We start from the raw sequence: 20,707 nt of genomic DNA on the forward strand, positions 1-20,707 counted from the left end.
ACCGGCGAGATCCCGGTCGCCACGATCGACCGCCCCAAGACCGACGGCCGTACGGCCACCGAACTCGAACAGACCCTCTTCGAGGTGAAGCGGGTCATCGTCGGGCAGGACCGGCTGGTCGAGCGGCTGCTCACCGCGCTGCTCGCCGACGGGCACTGCCTGCTGGAGGGTGTACCCGGGGTGGCCAAGACGCTGGCCGCGCAGACCCTGGCCACCGCCGTCGGCGGCACCTTCTCCCGGGTCCAGTTCACCCCCGACCTGGTGCCGTCCGACATCGTCGGCACCCGGATCTACCGGGCGTCCAAAGAGGACTTCGACGTGGAACTCGGCCCGGTGATGGCCAACCTGGTGCTCGCGGACGAGATCAACCGGGCCCCGGCCAAGGTGCAGTCGGCGCTGCTGGAGGCGATGGCCGAGCGCCAGGTCTCGATCGGCGGGCGCAGCTATCCGGTGCCCGACCCGTTCCTCGTCCTGGCCACCCAGAACCCGATCGAGTCCGAGGGCGTCTACCAGCTTCCCGAGGCGCAACGGGACCGGTTCCTGATGAAGGTCATCGTCGGGTATCCGACCGACGAGGAGGAACTCGGCATCCTCTACCGGATGGGCACCGCCCGGCCGAAGTCCCGACAGGTGCTCGACACCGACCGGCTGCGCACCCTGCAGGAGGCCGCCCGCGGCGTGTTCGTACACCACGCGCTGGCCGAGTACGTCGTACGGCTGGTCCTCGCCACCCGCGACCCGGCCCGGTTCGGCCTGACCGAGGTGGTGCCGCTGCTGGCGTACGGGGCCAGCCCGCGGGCCACCCTCGGGCTGGTCGCCGCCGCGCGCGGGCTGGCCCTGCTCCGGGGTCGCGACTACGTGCTGCCCGAGGACGTCAAGGAACTGGCCGTCGACGTGATCGCGCACCGGCTGGTGCTCTCCTTCGACGCCGTCGCCGACGGTGTCGCGGCCGACTCGATCGTGCGCCGGGTCGTCGAGGTCGTCCCGCCGCCGCGGATCGCGCCGGCCCAGGACGCCCGCCGCATCGGCATGCCGGCGGCGGCATGATGGCCGGCGGGCTCACGGGCGACCCGGCGGCGGCCGGACCGGCGACCATCCGCGAACTCGCCCCGAACGGCGGCTGCGCCGGCTGGAACTCACCATCACCCGGCGGCTCGACGGGCTGCTCCAGGGGCAGTACCTCGGCCTGCTGCCCGGCGCCGGCAGCGAACTCGCCGGCAGCCGCGAGTACCGGCCCGGCGAGGACGAGGTACGCCGGATGGACTGGGCGGTCACCGCCCGCACCTCGGTCCCGCACGTCAGGCAGGTCGACGCGGACCGGGAACTGTCCACCTGGCTGCTCGTCGACGGCACCCCGAGCATGGACTTCGGAACCGCCGACCTGGAGAAACGCGAACTCGCGGTGGCGGCCGTCGCGGCGGTCGGCTTCCTCACCGCCGGCATCGGCAACCGGCTCGGCGCGCACGTGGTCACCCAGGAGGCCGTACGCCGGTTCCCGGCCCGCGGCGGACGCAACCACCTGCTCGCCGTACTGCGCACGTTGCTCGCCGCACCGCGACTCGACGGGGCCGGTCCGGCCCCGGCCCTGGCCGACGCGATCGACGGCCTGCACCGGGCCACCGCCCGGCGCGGGCTGATGGTCGTCGTCTCCGACTTCCTCGACGGGCTGCCCGACGACGAGACCGGTGAACCGGCCTGGGAGGTGCCGCTGCGCCGGCTCGGCGCCCGGCACCAGGTGCTCGCCGTCGAGATCACCGACCCGCGTGAACTCGAACTGCCCGACGTCGGGCTGATCACCCTGGTCGACCCGGAGAGCGGCCAGCGGCGCGAGGTGTCGACCGGCGACCGCCGGCTGCGCGCGCGGTACGCCGCCGCCGCGGCCCGGCAGCGCCAGCAGGTCCGCGCGGCACTGCGCCGCGGTGGCGCGACCCACCTGGCCCTGCGCACCGACCGGGACTGGGTCGCCGACCTGGTCCGGCACGTGCAGGCCCAACGCCGGCTGGCCGGCACCCCGCGCGGCCGTACCCCCGGCGGTTTCCATCCCGGCGGTCCGGGTGGTGCGGCATGACAGGAGGTTCGAGATGAGCTGGCAGTCACCCGAGCGGCTCTGGCTGCTGCTCGGCGTGCTCGCCCTGATCGGCGGGTACGTCCTCATGCAGCGCCGCCGCAGCCGCTACGCCGTACGGTTCACCAACCTGCGGCTGCTCGACCGGGTCGCCCCGAAACAGCCCGCCTGGCGCCGGCACGTGCCGGCCAGCCTCTTCCTGGCCATGCTGGCCCTGCTGATCGTCGGCTTCGCCCGGCCGATGGACGACGTACGGGTGCCGAGGGAACGCACCACCGTCGTCATCGCGGTCGACGTCTCCACGTCGATGCTCGCCACCGACGTCAGCCCGGACCGGCTCGCCGCCGCCAAGTCGGCCGCGCTCAGCTTCGTCGAGGGACTGCCGGACCAGTTCAACGTCGGGCTGGTCGCCTTCGCCGGCAACGCCTCCGTCTTCGTCGCGCCCGGCACCGACCGGGAGGCGATCGCCGGCGGCATCGACCGGCTCGCCGAAGGCAGCACCGGCCTCCAGGGCACCGCGATCGGCGAGGCCATCAACACGTCGCTGGAGGCGATCCGCTCGCTGGACGCCCGGGCGGCCGACGACCCGCCGCCGGCCCGGATCGTGCTGCTCTCCGACGGGGCCAACACCTCCGGCCGCGACCCCGAGGACGCGGCATCCGACGCCGTCGCGGCCGGCGTACCCGTCGACGCCATCTCCTTCGGCACCGACTCCGGCTACATCAGCCAGGGCAGCGGCCGGCCGATGCGGGTCCCGGTCGACGGCGAGAACCTGCGCGACGTCGCCGACCAGACCGGCGGCGGCTACTACGAGGCCGGCAGCAGCGAGGAACTGCGCGCCGTCTACGCCGACATCGGCAGCTCGGTCGGCTACCAGGTCGAACGCCAGGACGTCTCGGCCCGGTTCATCGGGTTCGGACTGGTGCTGGCACTCGCCGCCGGGGCCGGCTCGATGCTGTGGTTCTCCCGGCTGCCCTGACCCGACCCCACGTTCCGCCCCGCTGCCCCCACGGCATCCCACAAAGGAGTGGATCGATGAGCACACCGACCGGGCTCGGCGAACCGCGTGGTCCGTGGTTCGTCTCGCCCCAACTCGACCCGCACGGGCGGCCCCGGGTCGACGTACCCGAGGAACAGCCGGCGGGGGCGCGGGCCGCACGGTGGCGGCGGACCCTGCTCGCCGGCCTGGCCGTCGTCGCCCTGTCGACGGTGTCCGGCGCGCTCGCCGGCGGCTACGTCGCCAGCGGCGACGACCCGCCGCGGCCCGGCACCAGCGCCGCCGCCCAGCCCAGCCCGACGCCGGCCACCGTCGGCCTGCCACCGGACCTGGTAGCGGCCGCCGCGACCGCGCTGCCCGGCGTCGTGTCGGTGCAGGTACGCGGCAACGGCGGCACGGCCGGCGGATCCGGGTTCGCGATCGACGACAAGCAGCACATCATCACCAACGACCACATCCTCGACGCCGGCAACGGCAACGACGTCATCGTCGTCGGGCCGGACGGGCGTACGTTCCCGGCCGAGGTCGTCGGCCGCGACCCGGGCAGCGACATCGCCGTCCTGCGCGTCGACCCGGCCGCGAACCTGGCCCCGCTGGCCCTCGCCCCGCCCGGCACCACCAACGTCGGCGAGTCGGTGCTGGCGGTCGGGTCACCACTCGGCCTGTCCGGAACCGTCACGGCCGGCATCGTCAGCGCGTTGGACCGCGAGGTACGGCTCGGCACCGGCGGGCGGCAGAAGGCGGTGCAGACCGACGCGTCGATCAACCCGGGCAACTCCGGCGGCCCGCTGGTCAACGCGCGGGGCGAGGTCGTCGGGGTGAACACGGCCATCGCCACCCTGGAGGGCGGCGGCTCGATCGGAATCGGCTTCGCCATCCCGATCGAGCGGGCCCAGCAGTCGGCGGACGGCATCATCGGTCGGGGCGGCTAGTTTTTCGGAAGGTCCCCGGTCCGCGGCCGGCGCGACGGCCGGCGGACCGGGGCCGGTGCGGGAGGCCCCGGACCGGGGCGGTGAAGGCGAGGGTTGGCGGATGCGTCTGCTGGTGGTGGAAGACGAGGAAGACCTGGCGGAGGCCGTCCGCCTGCGACTGGTGCGTGCCGGCTACGCCGTCGACGTGGCCGGCGACGCCGCCGGTGCCCGGGACCGGCTGGCCGTCAACGCGTACGACCTGATGCTGCTCGACCTGAACCTGCCCGACGACAACGGCTTCGACCTCTGCCGCGAGATCCGCTCCGGCGACATCGAGGTGCAGGGCGGCACCGACCTCCGGGTGCTGATGCTCACCGCCCGCGGCGGCCTCGACGACCGGGTCCGCGGCCTGGACGAGGGCGCCGACGACTATCTCGTCAAGCCGTTCGCGCTGGCCGAACTCCTGGCCCGGGTCCGCGCCCTGCTCCGCCGCGACACCGGCGGCACCACCGCCGTCGTACAGGTCGGGGCGCTGCGGCTCGACGCGGCCCGGCACGCGGCCAGCCTCGACGGCGACGCCCTGCACCTGACCCGCAAGGAGTTCGGCGTGCTCGAATACCTGATGACCAGGCCCGGACACGTCGTCTCCGCCGAGGAACTCCTCGAACACGTCTGGGACGAGAACGCCGACCCCTTCACCCAGACCGTACGGGTCACCGTCGGCACCCTGCGCCGCAAGCTCGGCCCCGGCCAACTCATCGAGACCGTGGTCGGACGCGGCTACCGCCTCAAGGAGGCGCTGTGAGGACACCCCGCCTGCGGCTGTTCCAGTCGATCCGGTTCCGGCTGACGATGCTCTACTCGACGCTGCTGTTCGCGCTCGCCGCGACCGCGCTCGGTGTCACGTACGTCGCCGTCGAACGCACCACCGACCCGAAGCCGATCACGTCCCAGCAGGCCCGCATCGTCAAGGAGAAGTCCGACGGCCGGGTCATCCCGGTCGGCACCCTCGACGTCGCCGCGGTCGACGAGATCGAGTCGGCGGTCAACTTCAACACCCTGCAGACCCTGCGCAACTACTCGGCGATCGCCCTCGGCGGGCTGTTCGTCGCCAGCCTCGGCATCGGCTGGGTCCTCTCCGGGCGGGCGCTGCGCCCGGTCGGTGCCATCGCCCGTACCGCCCGCGAGATCCAGGCCACCGACCTGTCCCGGCGCATCCGGCTCGACGGCGCCCGCGACGAACTGCGCGACCTCGCCGACACCATCGACTCGATGCTCGACCGCCTCGACGACGCCTTCCGCGCCCAACGCCAGCTCATCGACGACGCCTCCCACGAACTGCGCAGCCCGCTCGCCATCATCCGGGCCAACCTCGACGCCTCCCTGATCGACGCCGCCGAGGCGACCGGACCCGAACGGGAGCGCGCCATCGCCGTCATCGACCGGGCCACCGATCGGATGTCCCGCCTCGTCGAGGACCTGCTCGCCACCGCCCGCCGGGACGCCACCGGGCTCGCCGACACCGACGTGGATGTCGGCATGGTCGCCCGCGAGGCCGCCGACGAGTTCGCCGCCGTCGCCGCCGAACGCCACGTCGACCTGCGGTACGCCGTACGGGACGACCTCGTTCTCATCGGCGACCACGACGCGCTGCGCCGGGCCACCGGCAACCTGCTCTCCAACGCCGTACGGCTCTCGCCACCCGGCGGGGCGGTCACCGTCACCACCGGCCGGTCGGGCGGCTGGTTGTGGCTCGCCGTCACCGACGAGGGGCCGGGTATCGCCGACGCCGACCAGGCCCGGGTCTTCGACCGGTTCTGGCGGGGCGAGAGCGGTCCGACCGGCTCCCGCGAGCGCCGTACCGGGCTCGGGTTGGCGATCGTGCGGCAGATCGCCGAGTCGCACGGCGGGCAGGTCGCGGTCTTCTCCACGCTCGGCAGGGGGAGCACGTTCGTGCTGTGGCTACCGGCCCCGGACCGCTCCGACGAGCTGCCCCCGCCGACGTCGTCACCACTCGACGGGGCGCCGAGCCCGCACCAGGGCCCCGTGATCGACCTAGGCCGCATCCCCGCCCAACCCTCCGGCTGACCTCACCCCACGCTCCGCCGTGTTCCGCCGTGTTCCGGCGCGTTGATCAAGGACTAGTCGTGGGGAATCGTGCCCGTTTCACGGCGATGATCCCCTTGATCAACGCGTCGGGGCGGGGCGGTTAATCGGTGGCCGGGTAGGGCATGCTCGGAGCATGGCCGACGAGCTGAGGATCAACGACCGGCTCACCATCCCCGGTGGTGAGCTGCGCGAGCGTTTCTCCCGCTCGTCGGGACCGGGCGGCCAGGGAGTGAACACGACCGACTCGCGCGTCGAACTCTCCTTCGACGTCGGCTCCTCGCCGACCCTGCCGGACTGGATGCGGGACCGGGCCGTGGACCGGCTCGGCCGACGGCTGGTCGACGGAGTGCTCACCATCACCGCCAGCGAGCACCGTGCCCAACTCGCCAACCGGGAGGCCGCCCGGGCCCGGCTGGCCGCCCTGCTCGCCGACGCGGTCGCGCCGCCGGCGCCGCCCCGCCGGCCGACCCGGCCGACGCGGGCCTCGAAGGAGCGCCGCCTGGACGCCAAGCGCCGGCAGTCCCAACTGAAGAAGGGCCGCCGCGTCGACGGCGAATAGCGGCCCGGGCACGCCGCTGCCCGCCGTACCGGGGCACGACGGGCAGCGGCCGGTAGATACTCAGAACGCCTTGTCGAAGGCGTTCCAGCCGGTGTCGATCGTGGTGCCGCCCGGGTTGCCGAAGTAGCCGGGGGCGGTCGGGTCGCCGTAGAAGACGAGCAGGTTGCCGGCCGCGTCGACACCCATCACGTCGGGACTGTCGTCGCCGTCGAAGTCACCCGGGGCGAAGAGCAGCCGGTACGTGTCCCACCCGGTGCCGATCTGCACGCCGGCCGCCGGGGTACCGGTCGCGGCGCCGGACAGCAGGACCAGTTCCCCGGCCGGCTTGCGGGCCAGCAGGTCGAGGTGGCCGTCCCCGTCGAGGTCGCCGGGCGCGAGGACGGTGTCGAAGTCGTCCCAGATGCCGGTGCCGAGGCTGATCGTGGTGGGCGGGTCCGCCCAACCACCGAAGCCGTTGCCCCGGTGCACGACCACCTCGCCGACGGCGTCCCGGGTGATGAGGTCCGGGGCACCGTCGCCGTCCCAGTCGCCTGGGGCGACGACGAGGTCGTACCCGTCCCAGTTGGTGGTCGGGACGGGGATGCCGTCGGGGTCCCAGCCGGAGGGGACCTCGGTCGCGCTCGCCTCGAAGCTGCCGGTACCCCGTCCCGCGAAGTAGACGAGGTCGCCGTCGGCCTGCACCGCGACGAGGTCGTTCCAGCCGTCGCCGTCCCAGTCGCCGGGACGGACAAGGTGCAACAGGCCATTGCGCCAGTAGTCGATCATCAGGCTGCACTTGTTGCCGTCGAGGAAGCCGCCCGCACCGTCGCCGAGGTGGAGACACAGATGGCCGCCGAGCGTACGGCCGATGATGTCGGTAGTCCCGTCGGCGTTGACCTCGCCCCGGCTACCGTGTGGTCCGGCCGGCGCCGTGGCGAACCACCTGTAGTCGTCGTCGACTTCTCCGGACCGGTTCACCCCGTCGAAGGTCCGGACGTGCAGGATGCCGGGGCCGGACCGGACAGGCGTGAGGGTGACCGTGGCGGACCCGCCCGGTACGTCGGCGGCGACGTACCGGGATGGTTGGTCGTTGTCGATTCCGTAGTAGAAGCCGACGACCTCGGTGTCGCCGTCGGCGCTGATCGTGAACTGCCCCGGAGTGCCGGCCGGAACGGTGCTGACGGCGCCGCCCGGGTTGTAGTCGGGGTACTGCACCGACGTGATCGTGACGTCCTCGTCCGGCAGCGTCCGGTCGAGCGTGAACGAGCAGGTTTCGGACCAGGCGGAGGACAACCCTCCACTGTCCGTCGCGCGTACCCGCCAGTGGTAGGTGACACCGTGGACCAGTTCACTCCCGGACAGGACGGTGAGCGCGGTACTGCCGCTGGTGGCGGACACATTCCGGACGGATTCCGGGCCGCCAGTCGGCCAATACGCGAACCTGGCGGTTACGAGACCACCGTCCGGGTCATGCATCGTCGCGAGCAGGGTCACATCGCTTCTGCCGATCAGGCCACCCGAGCAGGGGCCGGCGGGACCGGTGGACAGGTTGCCGGGGACCGACGGCGCCGAGTTCTGCCCGACGCCGGGAGAGTTCGGGGCAGCCGCATATGCCGCGGGCTGTGGCAGCGCGAAGGGTAGGAGTACCAGGGTGGAGATGAACAGTGGACCCGATCGTGGCAGGCGCCGGTTGAGCGACAAGTGATCCTCCCGTATCCGCGCTGGTTTCGGTGGGATGCCTGGCCGGACTGAACGCAGAGGTTCTCATTCGAGGCGGGCGGCGCACCCTCTGAGATGGCGGTGTCGCCGCCCGCTTCGCTGGGCTTGTGGACGATCTGTCAGAAGGCTTTGTTGAACATGTTCCAGCCTGTGTCGATCACGGTGCCGCCGCCCGCGTTGCTGAAGTAGCTTGATCCGGTGTGGTTGCCGTAGTAGACGTGCAGGTCGCCGTTCGCCTTGATGCCCAGGACATCGGCCTTGCCGTCACCGTTGAGGTCTCCGGGGGCGAAGATGCCGCCGCTGTAGGTCTGCCAGCCGGTACCGATCTGCGTCCCGTTGTAGTTGCCGCAGATTCCGAGATGTGGAAGCCGGTTGTCGGGGTAGTCCATCCACCAGTTCGCGATCCAACCCGTCTGCCCGTTGGAACTCACGCCGTACACCCAGTAGGGGTTGTTGTTGACCACTTGGCCGGTGCGCTGGCAGATCGGGGTGAACATGTCGCCGTTGTTGAGCACGTCGATCGGAGTGGCGCAGTTGGTGGTACTCGGTGCGGCCTCGCAACCGGCGCTGGTTTCCGAGACGTTGACGCCGTCGACCCAGACGGTGTAGGTGGTGCGGGTTTCGGCGATGCAGTTAGGTACGTCGGGCAACTGGTTCTCGGTGTAGTTGACGTAGTACCCCGCGATCCAGCCGGTCAGGTTGGTGGAGGTGACGATACGGACCCAGTACGGATTGCCTCCGACGCCCGATCCGACGAGTTGGCAGATCGGGGTGAACTGGGTCGTGGTGTTCAGATTGCCGATGACCGTAGGGCAGTTGGTGGTGCTGGGAAAGGCGTCGCAGGTCGGGTTGGGCTGCCGCACGTTGAGCCCAGACTGCCAGGTGGTGTACTTCGTGCCGCCCGGGCTGTACCAGCCGCCCTTGCCGTTACCGCGGAAGAGGACGAGTTCACCGGTGGGCTTGCGGGCGAGCAGGTCAGGCTTGCCGTCGCCGTCGAGGTCACCGGGGCGGTCACGGTGTTGAAGCCCTGCCATGTTCCCCATCCGAGCCGGACCGAGGCCGATCCGTCGGCCCAGCCACCGTATCCGTTGCCCCGGTGGAGGACGACCTCCCCGTTTGTACGCCGCGCGATCAGGTCCGGCGCACCATCGCCGTCCCAGTCGCCGGGTGCGACGACGAGGTCGTACTGGTCCCAGCCAGTGGTCGGCACGGGGTTACCCTCGGCGTCCCAGTCGGTGATGATCTCGGTTCCGCCGGCTTCGAAACTGCCGGGTCCCCGCCCGGCGTGGTAGACGAGGTCGCCGTCTGCATGGACGACGACCAGGTCGTTCCAGCCGTCGCCGTCCCAGTCGCCAGGACGAACGATGTGCAGCCAACCCTGTCGGTTATGGTCGATTTCGATGCTGCACCCGTCCCCATCAAGGAAGCCGCCCGCACCGTTGCCGATATAGAGGCAGAGGCTGCCGCCACCTGTGCGGCCGATGATGTCGGTCTTTCCGTCGGCGTTGATGTCACCTCGGCCGTTGTGTGGTCCGGCCGGTGCGCTAGCGAAGAACATGTAGCTGCTGTCGGTTTCCTCGGAAGAGTTCACTCCGTCGGAGGTCCTGACATGCAGAATTCCGGGTCCGGTCCGCGTCGGTGTAAGGGTGACCGTGGCCGATCCGCCAGGTGCGTTGGCCGCGACGTACCTGGATGGTTCGTCGTCATCAATGCCGAAATAGAATCCGACGACGTCTGTATCGCCGTCTGCGCTGATTGTGAATTGGCCCGGCGTGCCGGCTGGAACGGTGCTCACGGCGCCTCCAGCGTTGAAGTTCGGGTACTGCGCCGAACTGACGGTCACATCTGCCTCGGGCAGTGTTTGGTCGACGGTGAAGGAGCAGGTGGTTGACCAGGACGAGACGCCATCGTCGCTGTCCTTGCCACGGACCCGCCAGTTGTAGGTGACGCCGTCGGTGAGCGTGGGTGCTGAGAACGTGGTGCTGGCCGTGTTTCCACTTGTCACCGTTACGTTCCGGACGGCGGTTGCGCCGCCGGTTGGCCAGAGATTGAACTCGGCGACAACATGGCCGCCGTCCGCATCGGTCGGCACGGCGCGGAGTACTACGTCCCTGTTACCGATCTTGCCGCCACCGCAGGGGACGCCCGGAGAGGTCGACAGGCTGGCCGGGACCGCGGGGATCGAGTTGTACTCGATGCTCAAGGTGGGATTGTTGCTGAACTTCTTCCAAGCCAAGGTGTCGGTCTCACTGGTGGCCCGCAGGCCGAGCGTGAGGTCGGCCGCGTTGACCCCCGCTGAGGTTCGTACGCCCGCGGTCACGTCGAAATCGACCCCGCCCGCCGGGCAGGAGGAGTTGTAGCCCTTGGCCACGTTGACGGTGGCAAGCTTGTTCATCCAGGGAGGCTGGTTGTCCCAGGTAGTGGACGAGTTGATCGAACCGGTTCGCCAGACCTCCACCTCCCGGGCGTTGCAGGACCAGGCATACGTTTCCCAGATCTGGAACGTCGCCTCGATGATGTTCTTGCCCTTGACCGCGTTGGTATTCATCCGGAAGAAGGAGCGGTTGACTAGATTGTCCTGTTGGGAGTAGCCGACTCGGGCGATGTCGTTGGCGTTCCAGTAGCGGGTGTTCGGGAACTTCTTCCAAACCGACGTCCAGGCCAGTCGGCTGCCGCTGACGAAGGAGGGATCGAGATAGACCGGGAAGCGGGTCTGGCTATCGGTCAGCAGTTCATGGTCGGGTACGACCGTGAGCACACCGTTCTCGATCGACACCGGCATTGCGGTCTGGCGGGCACCCCGGTTGTGGTCGAATGTCCGCCTGCTGGCCGGGCCCGGTTCGGCGTCGCCGGACGAGTCCCACATCCGCGGCGTGGGAGCGGAGAATACGAGCCGGGCATCGGAGTCGCGGGCGTTGATGTTGCCGGCACTGTCGGCACTCAGGGTGAGCCCGTCGGTGCTGATCGGGAATCGTGCGGTGGCCAGGGCTGGGTTCTCGGCGGCTTCCGGGGTCTTGATCACCAGCACCTCGGAGAAGCCTTCGACGTCGGCCTTGACCACAAGGTCGACGTCGGGCAGCACGTTGGCGTACGTGGCGGTGTCGCCGTCGAGGACGGGGCGGGGGAGTTCGGTCTCCCAACCAAGGTTCAGCCGCCGGCCGTCCTGAGCGAGTTGCGCGAGCGCCGTGTCGCCGCCGGCGGAGAAGCTCAGGTCCACGGCGGTGACCTTGGGCTCGACCCGGCCGTCCGGGGTGAACACCAGGGTCGTGTCCACCGGTGTCCACGAGTCGCCGTGCTTGACGCGTACCGGGCGGACCCGTTGCTCGAGGGTGAACGTCCCGCCCGGATTCGCGAAGACCTGCTGGGTCTCGGTCGTCATGGCGTCGATCTCGATCTTGACGCCATGGGTACGGGCGGCGTGACCGGCGTCGGCCTCGGTGGCGTACCAGGCGTCGTTCGGATCGGCGGCGTCGCCGGTGGTCGAGGAGGGCTTCGACGGTTCCGCCCTCGCCATCACGGGATCGACCACGGCGATGGTCAGCAGGACGATCGTGGAAGTGAGTAGCGAACCCGTTCTGGACAGCCGTCGGTTGGGCGACACCGTACCTCCCCGTGTCCCGGACTTTCGGTAGTGCCCGGGTAGCGCAGCGCAGTCAACCAGATCGATCAGGGCCGAACAAGGCCTCCAAGCTGGGAATCTGACTCTGCGAAGTGGGCAATCAGCTCATTGTCGATCGAAAAGACTCACTGTCTCGACGGGTCAAAGATTCACTCTTGTGAGTAACGATCTGACCTCGTACGGTATCGGCCAGATGTGTCGCTCATCGCTGGGTGGACATCACGGGGAGGCTGTAGTGGCCAGAGTTCGATCGATCCTGCGTACCAACGTCACCCGTCGGGTGAGCTGGACCGCGGCAGCCCTTGCGGCCATCATGGCCGGAACCCTGCTCAGCCCGATCCGGGTCGAGGCCAAGCCCACCCTGGAGCTGCCAGAACTTCAGACCGAGGAATCGGTGCCCGGGAAGTCGGCGCGGGTCAACCCGACGCCCCCGCCGGCCCCGGCTCCGCCTCCGGAGGCCGGGCCGGTCGGCTGGCCGGCCGCCTCCGTGAGCATTGTCACACCGGGCGCTCCGACGGGTCGCTCCACCCAGGACGGTGCCGAGACATCGCCGGTATCCGTCGAGCGGGCCGGTGTTGCCGGACAGGCGGTGCCGGCGCGGGTCGCGATCGACGTCCGGGACCAGTCGACCGCGAACCGCGTCGGTGTGTCCGGCGTACTGCTCGGTGTCCGCAGCGACGATGGCCAAGCCGGCAAGGTCACCGTCGAGGTCGACTATGGATCGTTTCGCCATGCGTACGGCGGTGACTGGGCCTCGCGCCTGCGTCTGGTCCGGCTCCCCTCCTGCGCGCTGACCAACCCGGACCAGGCCGGCTGCCGGCAGCCGACGGTGCTGCCGACCCGCAACGACGCCGACACGACGACGCTGACCGCTGAGGTCGACCTCGCGGGAGCCGTGCTTCCGGCCGGTTCCGCGGGCGAGCGGGCAGCGGGGGCTGCCCCGGAAACCCTGCTCGCCGTCACCGCGGCCGCTGCCGGCACTTCCGGCAGCTACGCGGCGACCACGCTCAGCCCGACCGGCACCTGGAGCGCCGGCGGATCGTCCGGTGACTTCTCCTGGTCGTACCCGCTGGAACTGCCGCCGTCGCTCGGCGGTCCGGCACCCCAGATCGGTTTCGGGTACTCGTCCGGCAGCGTCGACGGACGAACCGTCGCCACGAACAACCAGGCGTCCTGGATCGGTGACGGCTGGGACTTCTGGCCCGGCTACATCGAGCGCCGCTACAAGTCGTGCGCAGAGGACATGGGGACAGGGGCCAACAACACCGTCAAGACCGGTGACCTGTGCTGGGCCTCGCACAACGTCACCCTGTCGCTCAACGGCAGCACCACCGAACTCGTACGCGACGACGCGACAGGCGCCTGGCGGCCGCAGCAGGACGACGGCTCGCGAGTCGAACTGTTGACCGGGGCCAGCAACGGCGACAACGACGGCGAACACTGGCGGGTGACCACCACCGACGGCACCCAGTACTACTTCGGCCGCAACCGGCTGCCGAACTGGACGAGCAACAAGCCGGAGACCAGGTCGGCCTGGACCGTGCCAGTCTTCGGCAACCACAGCGGCGACCCGTGCCGGGCCACGGCCTTCGCCAACTCCTGGTGCCAGCAGGCCTGGCGGTGGAACATCGACCACGTCGTCGACCCGCGCGGCAACTCGATGGCCTTCTTCTACGACACCGAGACCAACCACTACGGACTCAACCTCAACACCAACGGAGTGTCCTACGTCCGCGCCGGCTACCTCGACCGCATCGAGTACGGCCACCGCAGTGGCCAGGAATACACCAAGCCGGCCCCGGCCAGGGTCAACTTCACCACCGCCGAGCGGTGCCTGCCGACCGAGACCTTCGCCTGCACGCCGGCACAGTTCACCAAGCCGAACGCCGGCCACTGGCCCGACGTCCCGTTCGACCAGAACTGCGAGGCCGGCGTCGCCTGCACCGACCGCTTCTCGCCCACGTTCTGGACCCGTAAGCGGCTGACCGCCGTCACCACCCAGGTCCTGATGGGATCGGCCTACAGCGACGTCAACACCTGGAACCTGTCGCACGAGTTTCCGCTCACCGGCGACGACACCGAGCCGGCGCTGTGGCTGTCGGGGATCAGCCGGACCGGCAAGGTCGGCGGTAACGTAACCACCCCACAGGTTCGCTTCATCGGACACCTGATGGCCAACCGGGTCGACGGCTTCGAGGGCATTCCGCCGTTCACCCGCCGCCGGATCAACACCATCCACACCGAGACCGGCTCGACCGTCGGGGTCGAATACTCCGCCACCCAGTGCAGCCGCAGCAACCCGACGGTGCTGCCGTCCGCGCAGGACACCAATGCGATGCGCTGCTTCCCGGTTTACTGGACCCCGGAGGGCGCCACCAACCCGACCCTCGACTGGTTCCACAAGTACCTAGCCGTCAAGGTCACCGAAGAGGATCGCAGCACGAAAAAGGCGGCGCCGCCGAAAGAGACCAACTACGAGTACGTCGGCGCTCCCGCCTGGGCGTACGACGACAGCGAGTTCACCAAGACCGCCCACCGGACGTGGAGCCAGTGGCGCGGCTACGCCCGGGTCAAGGCCCGGGTCGGCACCGTACCCACGCCGCTGTCCCTGACCGATACCCTGTTCTTCCGCGGCATGTACGGTGACCGGCTCTCCGGCGGCGGTACCCGCAACGTCCAGGTGACCGACTCCGAGGGGGACAGGTCAACGACCTGGCCCAGTTCCAGGGCATGGTCCGGGAGACTCTCTACTACTCCGGCGACGGCGGCAACGTGCAGTCCGCCACCGTCAACACCCCGTCCCGCTCGGCGGCCACCGCGACCCGGGTCCGTAGCGGCACCACCAACCTGGCCGCCTACGTCACTGTGACGAACTCGGTGAAATCCCGCACGCTGCTGTCCGACACCACTTGGCGCCGGACCGAGGTCCAGCACAGCTTCGACGGGTACGGCATCCCGACCCAGACCAACGACCTCGGTGACCTCGCCGACCCGAACGACGACTCCTGCACCCGGCACGAGTACGCCCGCAACACAACAGCGTGGATCCTCAACACGGCCAGCCGGGTCGAGAAGATCGCGGTCAACTGCTCGACCACCCCGTCGCGCCCCGCCGACGTCGTCTCCGACACCCGGATGTACCACGACGGGACGACCACGCTGGGCACCGCCCCGACCCACGGCAACGTCACCCGGGTCGAGGAACTCATGGAATGGCCGGCGAGCGGACCGCGGTATGCGGTCACCGGACGAACGGTGTTCGACGCCTACGGCCGGGTGACCGAGCAGTACGACGTCGACGGCAACAAGAGCGAAACCGAATACGTTCCGGCCGCCGACGCGCTCGTCAGCCAGATCGTCACCACCAATGCGAAACTGCACGAGTCCACCACCCACCTCGACCCACGGTGGGGCATCGTGGTCGCCGAGGTCGACGCCAACGGACGCCGCACCGACCTGGCGTACGACCCGCTCGGGCGCCTCACCGGTGTGTGGCTGCCCGGCCGTGACAAAGCCACCCATCCGAACGCGCCGAACAGCCGCTTCAGCTACCAGCTCACAGCCGAAGCACCGGTCGTCGTGACCACCGAAACCCTGAAGGAAGACGGTTCCTACCGGATCGGCTACGAGATCTACGACGGACTCCTGCGGCTCCGACAGACCCAGCAACCCGGCGCAAATGGCGGACGGGTACTCACCGACACCTTCTATGACGACCGAGGGCTGGTTGTCAAGAAGAACGCGGCTTACCACAACGCCGCATTCCCGTCTGCCGAACTGTTCGGATACGAGGACGACGAGGTCATCCCCAGCCAGATGAGGTACCAGTACGACGGACTGGGACGACCGGTCACCGAGACCTTCCTCCGAAACGATGTCGAACAGTGGCGGACTGTCACCGGCTACGGCGGCGATCGGATCCACGTCGATCCGCCGACGGGCGGCACCGCGACCACCAGGATCACCGATGCCCAAGGCCGAACCACCGAACTGCGGCAGTACCACGGCGCAACCCCGAGCGGGACGTACGACGCCACCACCTACCGGTACGACCGGTTCGGCCGACCGAGCGAGGTCGAGGACCCGGCCGGCAACATCTGGGAGTACGGCTACGACCTGCGCGGCCGCCAGGTGCGGACGGACCACCCCGACCGTGGTGAGACCACCACGACTTACGACGACGCTGACCGTCCGGTCTCGACGACGGACGCCCGCGGCCAGACCGTCTCGTTCAACTACGACGTGTTGGGCCGCCCCACAAAGCTGCGGCACGGTTCGCCGACCACGGGCACGGTGGCCGCCGAGTGGACGTATGACACCCTTGCCCTCGGGCTGCCGACCTCCTCGACCCGCTGGATCGGCACGAACGCCTACACCACCGAGGTCACCGGCTACAACACCCGGTACCAGCCGACCGGGACGAAGTACACGATCCCGGCCAGCGAGGGAGCGCTTGCCGGCCAGTACTCGTTCGGAGCCAGCTACAGCGCCAACACTGGCCTGTTGAAGACGAACACGTACCCCAGCGGCGCCGGCCTGCCGTCCGAGGTCGTGACGTACGAATACGATGGGTCGGACATGCCGGTCACCGTGCGGGGCCTGGCTCGCTACCTGCAGATGACCGACTACAGTCCGTACGGTGAGCCACTGCGGCATACGCTCGGCAACCTGGGTAAAGAAGTATTCCTGACGTACACCTACGAAGCGGGAACCCGCCGGCTACAACAGTTCCTTGTCGACAGGGTGGTCGCTCCGGTTCGGCTCGACGAAATCACCTACTCCTACGATTCAATCGGGAACATCACCCGAATCAAGGGCGTAGAGCAGAATACGACCACCGACACGCAGTGCTTCGCCTACGACCACCTGCGGCGGATGACCGACGCGTGGACGGGCACGGACGACTGTGCCGCTGTGCCGTCGCCGTCAACGGTGGGTGGCCCGAATCCGTACTGGCACTCGTACACGTTCGACGCGGTCGGCAACCGACTGACCGAGGTTCAGCACGACACGACCGGTGGCGGCGCCGACGTCGAGGCCGAGTACTCGTACCCGGCGGCGGGCGGTGCGCAGCCGCACACGCTGTCGGCGGTGACAACGTCCGGACCGCCGAGTGCGGGCTTGCCGGGTGGGTCGCGGTTGGACGAGTTCGAGTACGACGCGGCCGGTAACACGATCGAGCGGGTGATCGGCGGCACGACCCAGGAGCTGGAGTGGAACCCGGAGGGTCGCCTGTCGAAGGTGACGAAAGGTTCGCAGGTCACGGAGTACGTGTACGACGCGAGCGGTAGCCGGTTGATCCGGCGGGATCCGACGACGGTCACCCTGTACCTGGGCGGCACGGAGTTGACGCTGACCAAGTCGACGGCGGCGGTGTCGGGTACCCGTTACTACTCGGGTGTCGGGGCGGTGCGCACGCCGGGTAACAAGGTCAATTTCCTGATCGCTGACCACCACGGTACGGCGCAGCAGTCGATCGACGCGGTGTCGTTGGCGTCGACGCGGCGGAAGTTCACGCCGTACGGGCAGCCGCGTGGTGCCCAGCCGTCGGTGTGGCCGGGGCAGAAGGGGTTCGTGGGCGGGACGATCGACGCCTCGACCGGGTTGACGAGTCTGGGTGCCCGGGAGTACGACCCCGCGGTGGGCCGGTTCCTGTCGGTGGACCCGGTCGTGGACCATGGCGAGCCGCAGCAGATGCACGGCTACGCGTACGCGAACAACTCGCCTGCGACGTACACCGACCCGTCCGGTCTGCGGTTCTGCGTCGACGATGACTGCTCGACGGTGCACGACCCCCGGACCGGTATCACGCAGGGCGGTGGTGTGTATAAGCGGGTGCCGCCGGCGGCGGGAAAGCCTACTCCGTCCGGGCCGAGTGACGAGGAGGTCAGGAAGGCCAAGCAGACCAAGGAGAAGACGCTTCTCGACGTGGTGATCGGCGCGGGTGGGCAGATCCTCATGGAGGTCCTGGGGATCAACGACATCCGGGACTGTGTCATGAACGGCGATGTCGGCGCCTGCGTCATGAGCGTGGTGGGCGCGCTGCCGTGGGGGAAGCTGTTCAAGGCGAAGAAGATCGGCGAGGCGCTGTTGAGGGCGGGCAAAGCCGTCCTGTCCTGGTTCGACGAGATGAAGTGGGCGCAGTCTGTCCTACGCCGCGCCGACGAGGCGGCCGCGGCGGCGGCGAAACAGGCGGCCGACGACGCGGCGGCTGCTGCGGCGAAGACGGCCGACGACGCGGCGGCGACAGCAGCCAAACAGGGGGATAGCGCCGCCGGTAGATCCTGCGTGGACAACAGCTTCACCCCCGGCACACACGTTTTGCTTGCCGACGGTACGACCAAGCCGATTGAGGACGTCGAGCTGGGTGACGAGGTCGTCGCCTACGACACCGAAACCGGCGAAACCGTGGACAGCACGGTGTCTGCGGTGATCGTGGGCGAGGGCTCCAAGGACCTGGTGGATGTCACGGTCGACACCGACACCGACACTGGCGACCAGACCGCCACGATCACCGCCACCGATGGCCACCCCTTCTGGATGCCCGAACTCGGTGCCTGGATCGACGCGGCCAAGCTCCAGCCCGGTCAGTGGCTGCAGACCGCCGCCGGTACTTGGGTCCAGATCACCGCCGTCCACGCCTACACCGGCCAGCAGCGGGTCCACAACCTCACCATCACCGACACCCACACATACCACGTACTCGCCAGCAACACGCCGGTACTCGTACACAACTGCCGCGGTGGCACAACCGTCTACCGTGGAGTCTCTGAGGTGAGTAGTGAGACTGGCGGTCCCAACCCTGCTTTTGCTGATGCCGTCGAAGGAGTTGCCAGACCTCGTGGTGGAGCCTCGACGCCCATGATGCATCACCTGGGACGGACGGATAGTGACTACACTAGCTGGACCACTAATCCTGCTGTCGCTATCCGCGCCGCGACGAGGGGTGGTAACAATGGAGTTGTAATCGCTGCTACCATTCCCGGTGGGCGCAATCATGTTCATGTGAATGATCAGCCGTGGGCTGAGTATCGGGGCGAATTTGAAGTAATCATTCAAGGGGTCATGAGAGGGAGAAGTGTACCGGTGCGGTCTGGTATGAGTCCAGATGACCTTGGGTTCGGATAATCATGATTCCGAGGGGTGGTGCCTGCGGGTGCCGCCCTCTGGAAGTGGAAGTGAGAAGTAAATCTTGACAGTTGTGCGAAAAGTTTCGGTCGGGAAGATAGGAAAGCTGCTGCAGGCGTCCAAGTGCCAGTCGCTTGCATTGGTGTCACCCGCGATTTTATCGAGGATTCTTGAGGAGCAACCCGAGGAAATCTCTGTTGGGGTCGGCTCAAGGTCGATACTTCGCGGCACGCATCGGGACCGGTATTCCGTGGATGAGTACCGGAATAGCAGATTTGGGTGGCATGGCTTATTTGCGATTCTTGAAGAGGATGGTCCGCCGGTAGGTCTGTTCTCTCTGAGGGGTGGTGGATGGAGCTTGATTGTTCTTACCGACGAGGACGTTGAGGCGATTCTTGCTGTGCTGGTGGCGTCGCCTCAGTCTGTCGAATGGCCGAAAGGCGCTGAGTACCTCTGACGCGGTGATTATCGTTGGGTTTCTGGCCATGTGTGGATGCGTTCGGTGAAGGTCCGTGGTTACGTGGCATATGTTGATGTCGGCTACTGGTGGGAGTTGTGTGACTGCCAAGTTGATACAAAGACCGGTCAGGACTGAGAGACGTATAAGATCTCGGAGACTCCGCAGATGCTTCGACTTGAAGGGGCGGGATCGCGTTTACGTTACCGTTAAGCGGCGATCCGGGAGTCAAATAACTGACAGTACTTAGGGGGTCGCCGGAGGTCCGTGTCAGCGAATGCGGAATCGGGCTTCACGCAACAAATTAGTTATGGCGAGCTGTGCGTGGAAGGTGCCTGTGATTGCTGTTGAGAGCAAGACGGCCCGGGGTGAGGTGGTGTCACGGGTGGAAATTCATCCGGGGGGCGATTAGCGAGATGTAGCACATGCCGTTCTGGCGGGCCGAGGTAGGCGTGTGTTCTCCGCTTGGATTCGATGGAATCTGGCAGAAGTTTGTAAATGACATATCGAGTGAGGGAGAGTGTTTGAGTGATCTAGAGAGGGCGGTGTCTTCTACTCGGGTGACGGGTATTGGGTCGGTCACGCCAGAGCGCATCCATCGGCTCCCAAGGATCCGCTTTTCTTTGCGTGACATGCTTCGATTCCGGGAGTAGATGTCGGCCGACGTTAGGGAAGGTTTAAGTCGCTGGAAAGAGGCCCTTGCTGCTCAGGCCTGACGTCGATTATCTCTGCTGAGATGGGACTTGTGGAGATTGTTCGGGAATTGAGGGCTCGACTTTGTTGGTAGTCGGACGCCGATCTCGCAAATTTGTTGACGCCGCCCCCCGACCTTGGCGTATGGTCGATGGTCCAGGCGAAGTGGGACCCAGTTATTCGTGGAGTCGCGCTGTCAAGGTTAGAGGCCCGCAAGTGCGATCCTCATTCCGTGATCAGGTGGATCGCCGACGAATTTTCGAACGGATTCCACGGTGCTGAGGGGCCGAAGCATGGCAGCTGACTCCGCCTATTGCTGCACTGAGGGCAACTGGTCGACTCTAGCGGTCATGTGCAGTGTGACGTCGTGGAGCAGATTATCACCGTTACTCGCCCGAGAATCTTCCATTCGTTGGACTGTAACCGACTTCAGTTTCGTCGGTTTATCCGTGTGCAGGTTGACCCGGTGGG

14 protein-coding genes are annotated in these 20,707 nt (G+C 68.1%); 10 read left to right on the forward strand and 4 right to left on the reverse strand.

Annotated elements, in window-relative coordinates; genetic code table 11:
* Positions 1-9 precede the first annotated feature (9 nt).
* The 7 genes from Prubr_RS19125 to arfB all read left to right on the forward strand — a co-directional run bounded on the left by Prubr_RS19125 (position 10) and on the right by arfB (position 6,641).
* Positions 10-1,047, forward strand: a complete 1,038-nt coding sequence (locus Prubr_RS19125; RefSeq protein ID WP_212828240.1) for an AAA family ATPase — start codon at positions 10-12, stop codon at positions 1,045-1,047.
* Between the two features lie 73 nt (positions 1,048-1,120).
* Complete coding sequence (locus Prubr_RS19130) at positions 1,121-2,068, forward strand: DUF58 domain-containing protein (protein WP_212828241.1); 948 nt, start codon at positions 1,121-1,123, stop codon at positions 2,066-2,068.
* A gap of 13 nt (positions 2,069-2,081) precedes the next feature.
* Entirely contained in the window at positions 2,082-3,044 is a 963-nt protein-coding gene (locus tag Prubr_RS19135) for a VWA domain-containing protein (RefSeq protein WP_212816324.1), read from the forward strand.
* 56 nt (positions 3,045-3,100) lie between these two features.
* Entirely contained in the window at positions 3,101-3,994 is an 894-nt protein-coding gene (locus tag Prubr_RS19140; RefSeq protein ID WP_212816325.1) for a S1C family serine protease, read from the forward strand.
* Positions 3,995-4,094: 100 nt separating this feature from the next.
* Positions 4,095-4,778 carry a response regulator transcription factor gene (locus Prubr_RS19145; protein WP_212816326.1) on the forward strand — a complete coding sequence of 228 codons (684 nt, stop codon included), beginning with the start codon at positions 4,095-4,097 and terminating at the stop codon, positions 4,776-4,778.
* Positions 4,775-6,061 (forward strand): sensor histidine kinase, encoded by a 1,287-nt coding sequence (locus Prubr_RS19150; protein WP_212816327.1) that lies wholly within the window; start codon positions 4,775-4,777, stop codon positions 6,059-6,061. The genes Prubr_RS19145 and Prubr_RS19150 overlap by 4 nt, the downstream gene beginning before the upstream one ends.
* 154 nt (positions 6,062-6,215) lie before the next feature.
* Positions 6,216-6,641, forward strand: coding sequence for an alternative ribosome rescue aminoacyl-tRNA hydrolase ArfB (gene arfB / locus Prubr_RS19155; RefSeq protein WP_212816328.1), 426 nt, complete (start codon positions 6,216-6,218; stop codon positions 6,639-6,641).
* 60 nt (positions 6,642-6,701) lie between these two features.
* On the opposite strand, the gene Prubr_RS19160 is transcribed toward arfB, so the two are convergent.
* The 3 genes from Prubr_RS19160 to Prubr_RS19170 all read right to left on the reverse strand — a co-directional run bounded on the left by Prubr_RS19160 (position 6,702) and on the right by Prubr_RS19170 (position 11,940).
* A complete protein-coding gene (locus Prubr_RS19160) occupies positions 6,702-8,018 on the reverse strand; it encodes an FG-GAP repeat domain-containing protein (RefSeq protein WP_212816329.1) in 1,317 nt (438 codons plus the stop codon).
* 440 nt (positions 8,019-8,458) lie between these two features.
* Complete coding sequence (locus Prubr_RS19165) at positions 8,459-9,202, reverse strand: hypothetical protein (RefSeq protein ID WP_212816330.1); 744 nt, start codon at positions 9,200-9,202, stop codon at positions 8,459-8,461.
* Positions 9,130-11,940, reverse strand: coding sequence for an FG-GAP-like repeat-containing protein (locus Prubr_RS19170; RefSeq protein WP_212816331.1), 2,811 nt, complete (start codon positions 11,938-11,940; stop codon positions 9,130-9,132). The genes Prubr_RS19165 and Prubr_RS19170 overlap by 73 nt, the downstream gene beginning before the upstream one ends.
* A gap of 253 nt (positions 11,941-12,193) precedes the next feature.
* On the opposite strand from Prubr_RS19170, the gene Prubr_RS19175 reads away from it, so the two are divergent.
* Positions 12,194-14,827 carry a hypothetical protein gene (locus Prubr_RS19175; RefSeq protein ID WP_212816332.1) on the forward strand — a complete coding sequence of 878 codons (2,634 nt, stop codon included), beginning with the start codon at positions 12,194-12,196 and terminating at the stop codon, positions 14,825-14,827.
* On the opposite strand, the gene Prubr_RS19180 is transcribed toward Prubr_RS19175, so the two are convergent.
* On the reverse strand, positions 14,814-15,203 hold the full coding sequence (locus Prubr_RS19180) for a hypothetical protein (RefSeq protein ID WP_212816333.1): 390 nt from the start codon (positions 15,201-15,203) through the stop codon (positions 14,814-14,816). The genes Prubr_RS19175 and Prubr_RS19180 overlap by 14 nt on opposite strands.
* A 10-nt stretch (positions 15,204-15,213) precedes the next feature.
* Here Prubr_RS19180 and Prubr_RS19185 point away from each other — a divergent pair, with 10 nt between their 5' ends.
* Both Prubr_RS19185 and Prubr_RS19190 read left to right on the forward strand, forming a co-directional pair.
* Entirely contained in the window at positions 15,214-19,086 is a 3,873-nt protein-coding gene (locus Prubr_RS19185) for an RHS repeat-associated core domain-containing protein (RefSeq protein WP_212816334.1), read from the forward strand.
* A gap of 64 nt (positions 19,087-19,150) precedes the next feature.
* The gene (locus Prubr_RS19190) at positions 19,151-19,543 is read left to right on the forward strand and encodes a hypothetical protein (RefSeq protein ID WP_212816335.1); all 393 of its coding nucleotides are present in this window, start codon (positions 19,151-19,153) and stop codon (positions 19,541-19,543) included.
* The last annotated feature ends 1,164 nt before the right edge of the window (positions 19,544-20,707 follow it).

It is taken from the genome of Polymorphospora rubra, from assembly GCF_018324255.1.
Lineage (GTDB): Bacteria > Actinomycetota > Actinomycetes > Mycobacteriales > Micromonosporaceae > Polymorphospora > Polymorphospora rubra.

Excerpts from the sequence above, each read along its gene's own strand:
- Prubr_RS19135 (WP_212816324.1), top strand. The coding sequence starts at position 2,082 with ATGAGCTGGCAGTCACCCGAGCGGCTCTGGCTGCTGCTCGGCGTGCTC.
- Prubr_RS19140 (WP_212816325.1), top strand. The coding sequence starts at position 3,101 with ATGAGCACACCGACCGGGCTCGGCGAACCGCGTGGTCCGTGGTTCGTC.
- Prubr_RS19145 (WP_212816326.1), top strand. The coding sequence starts at position 4,095 with ATGCGTCTGCTGGTGGTGGAAGACGAGGAAGACCTGGCGGAGGCCGTC.
- arfB (WP_212816328.1), top strand. The coding sequence starts at position 6,216 with ATGGCCGACGAGCTGAGGATCAACGACCGGCTCACCATCCCCGGTGGT.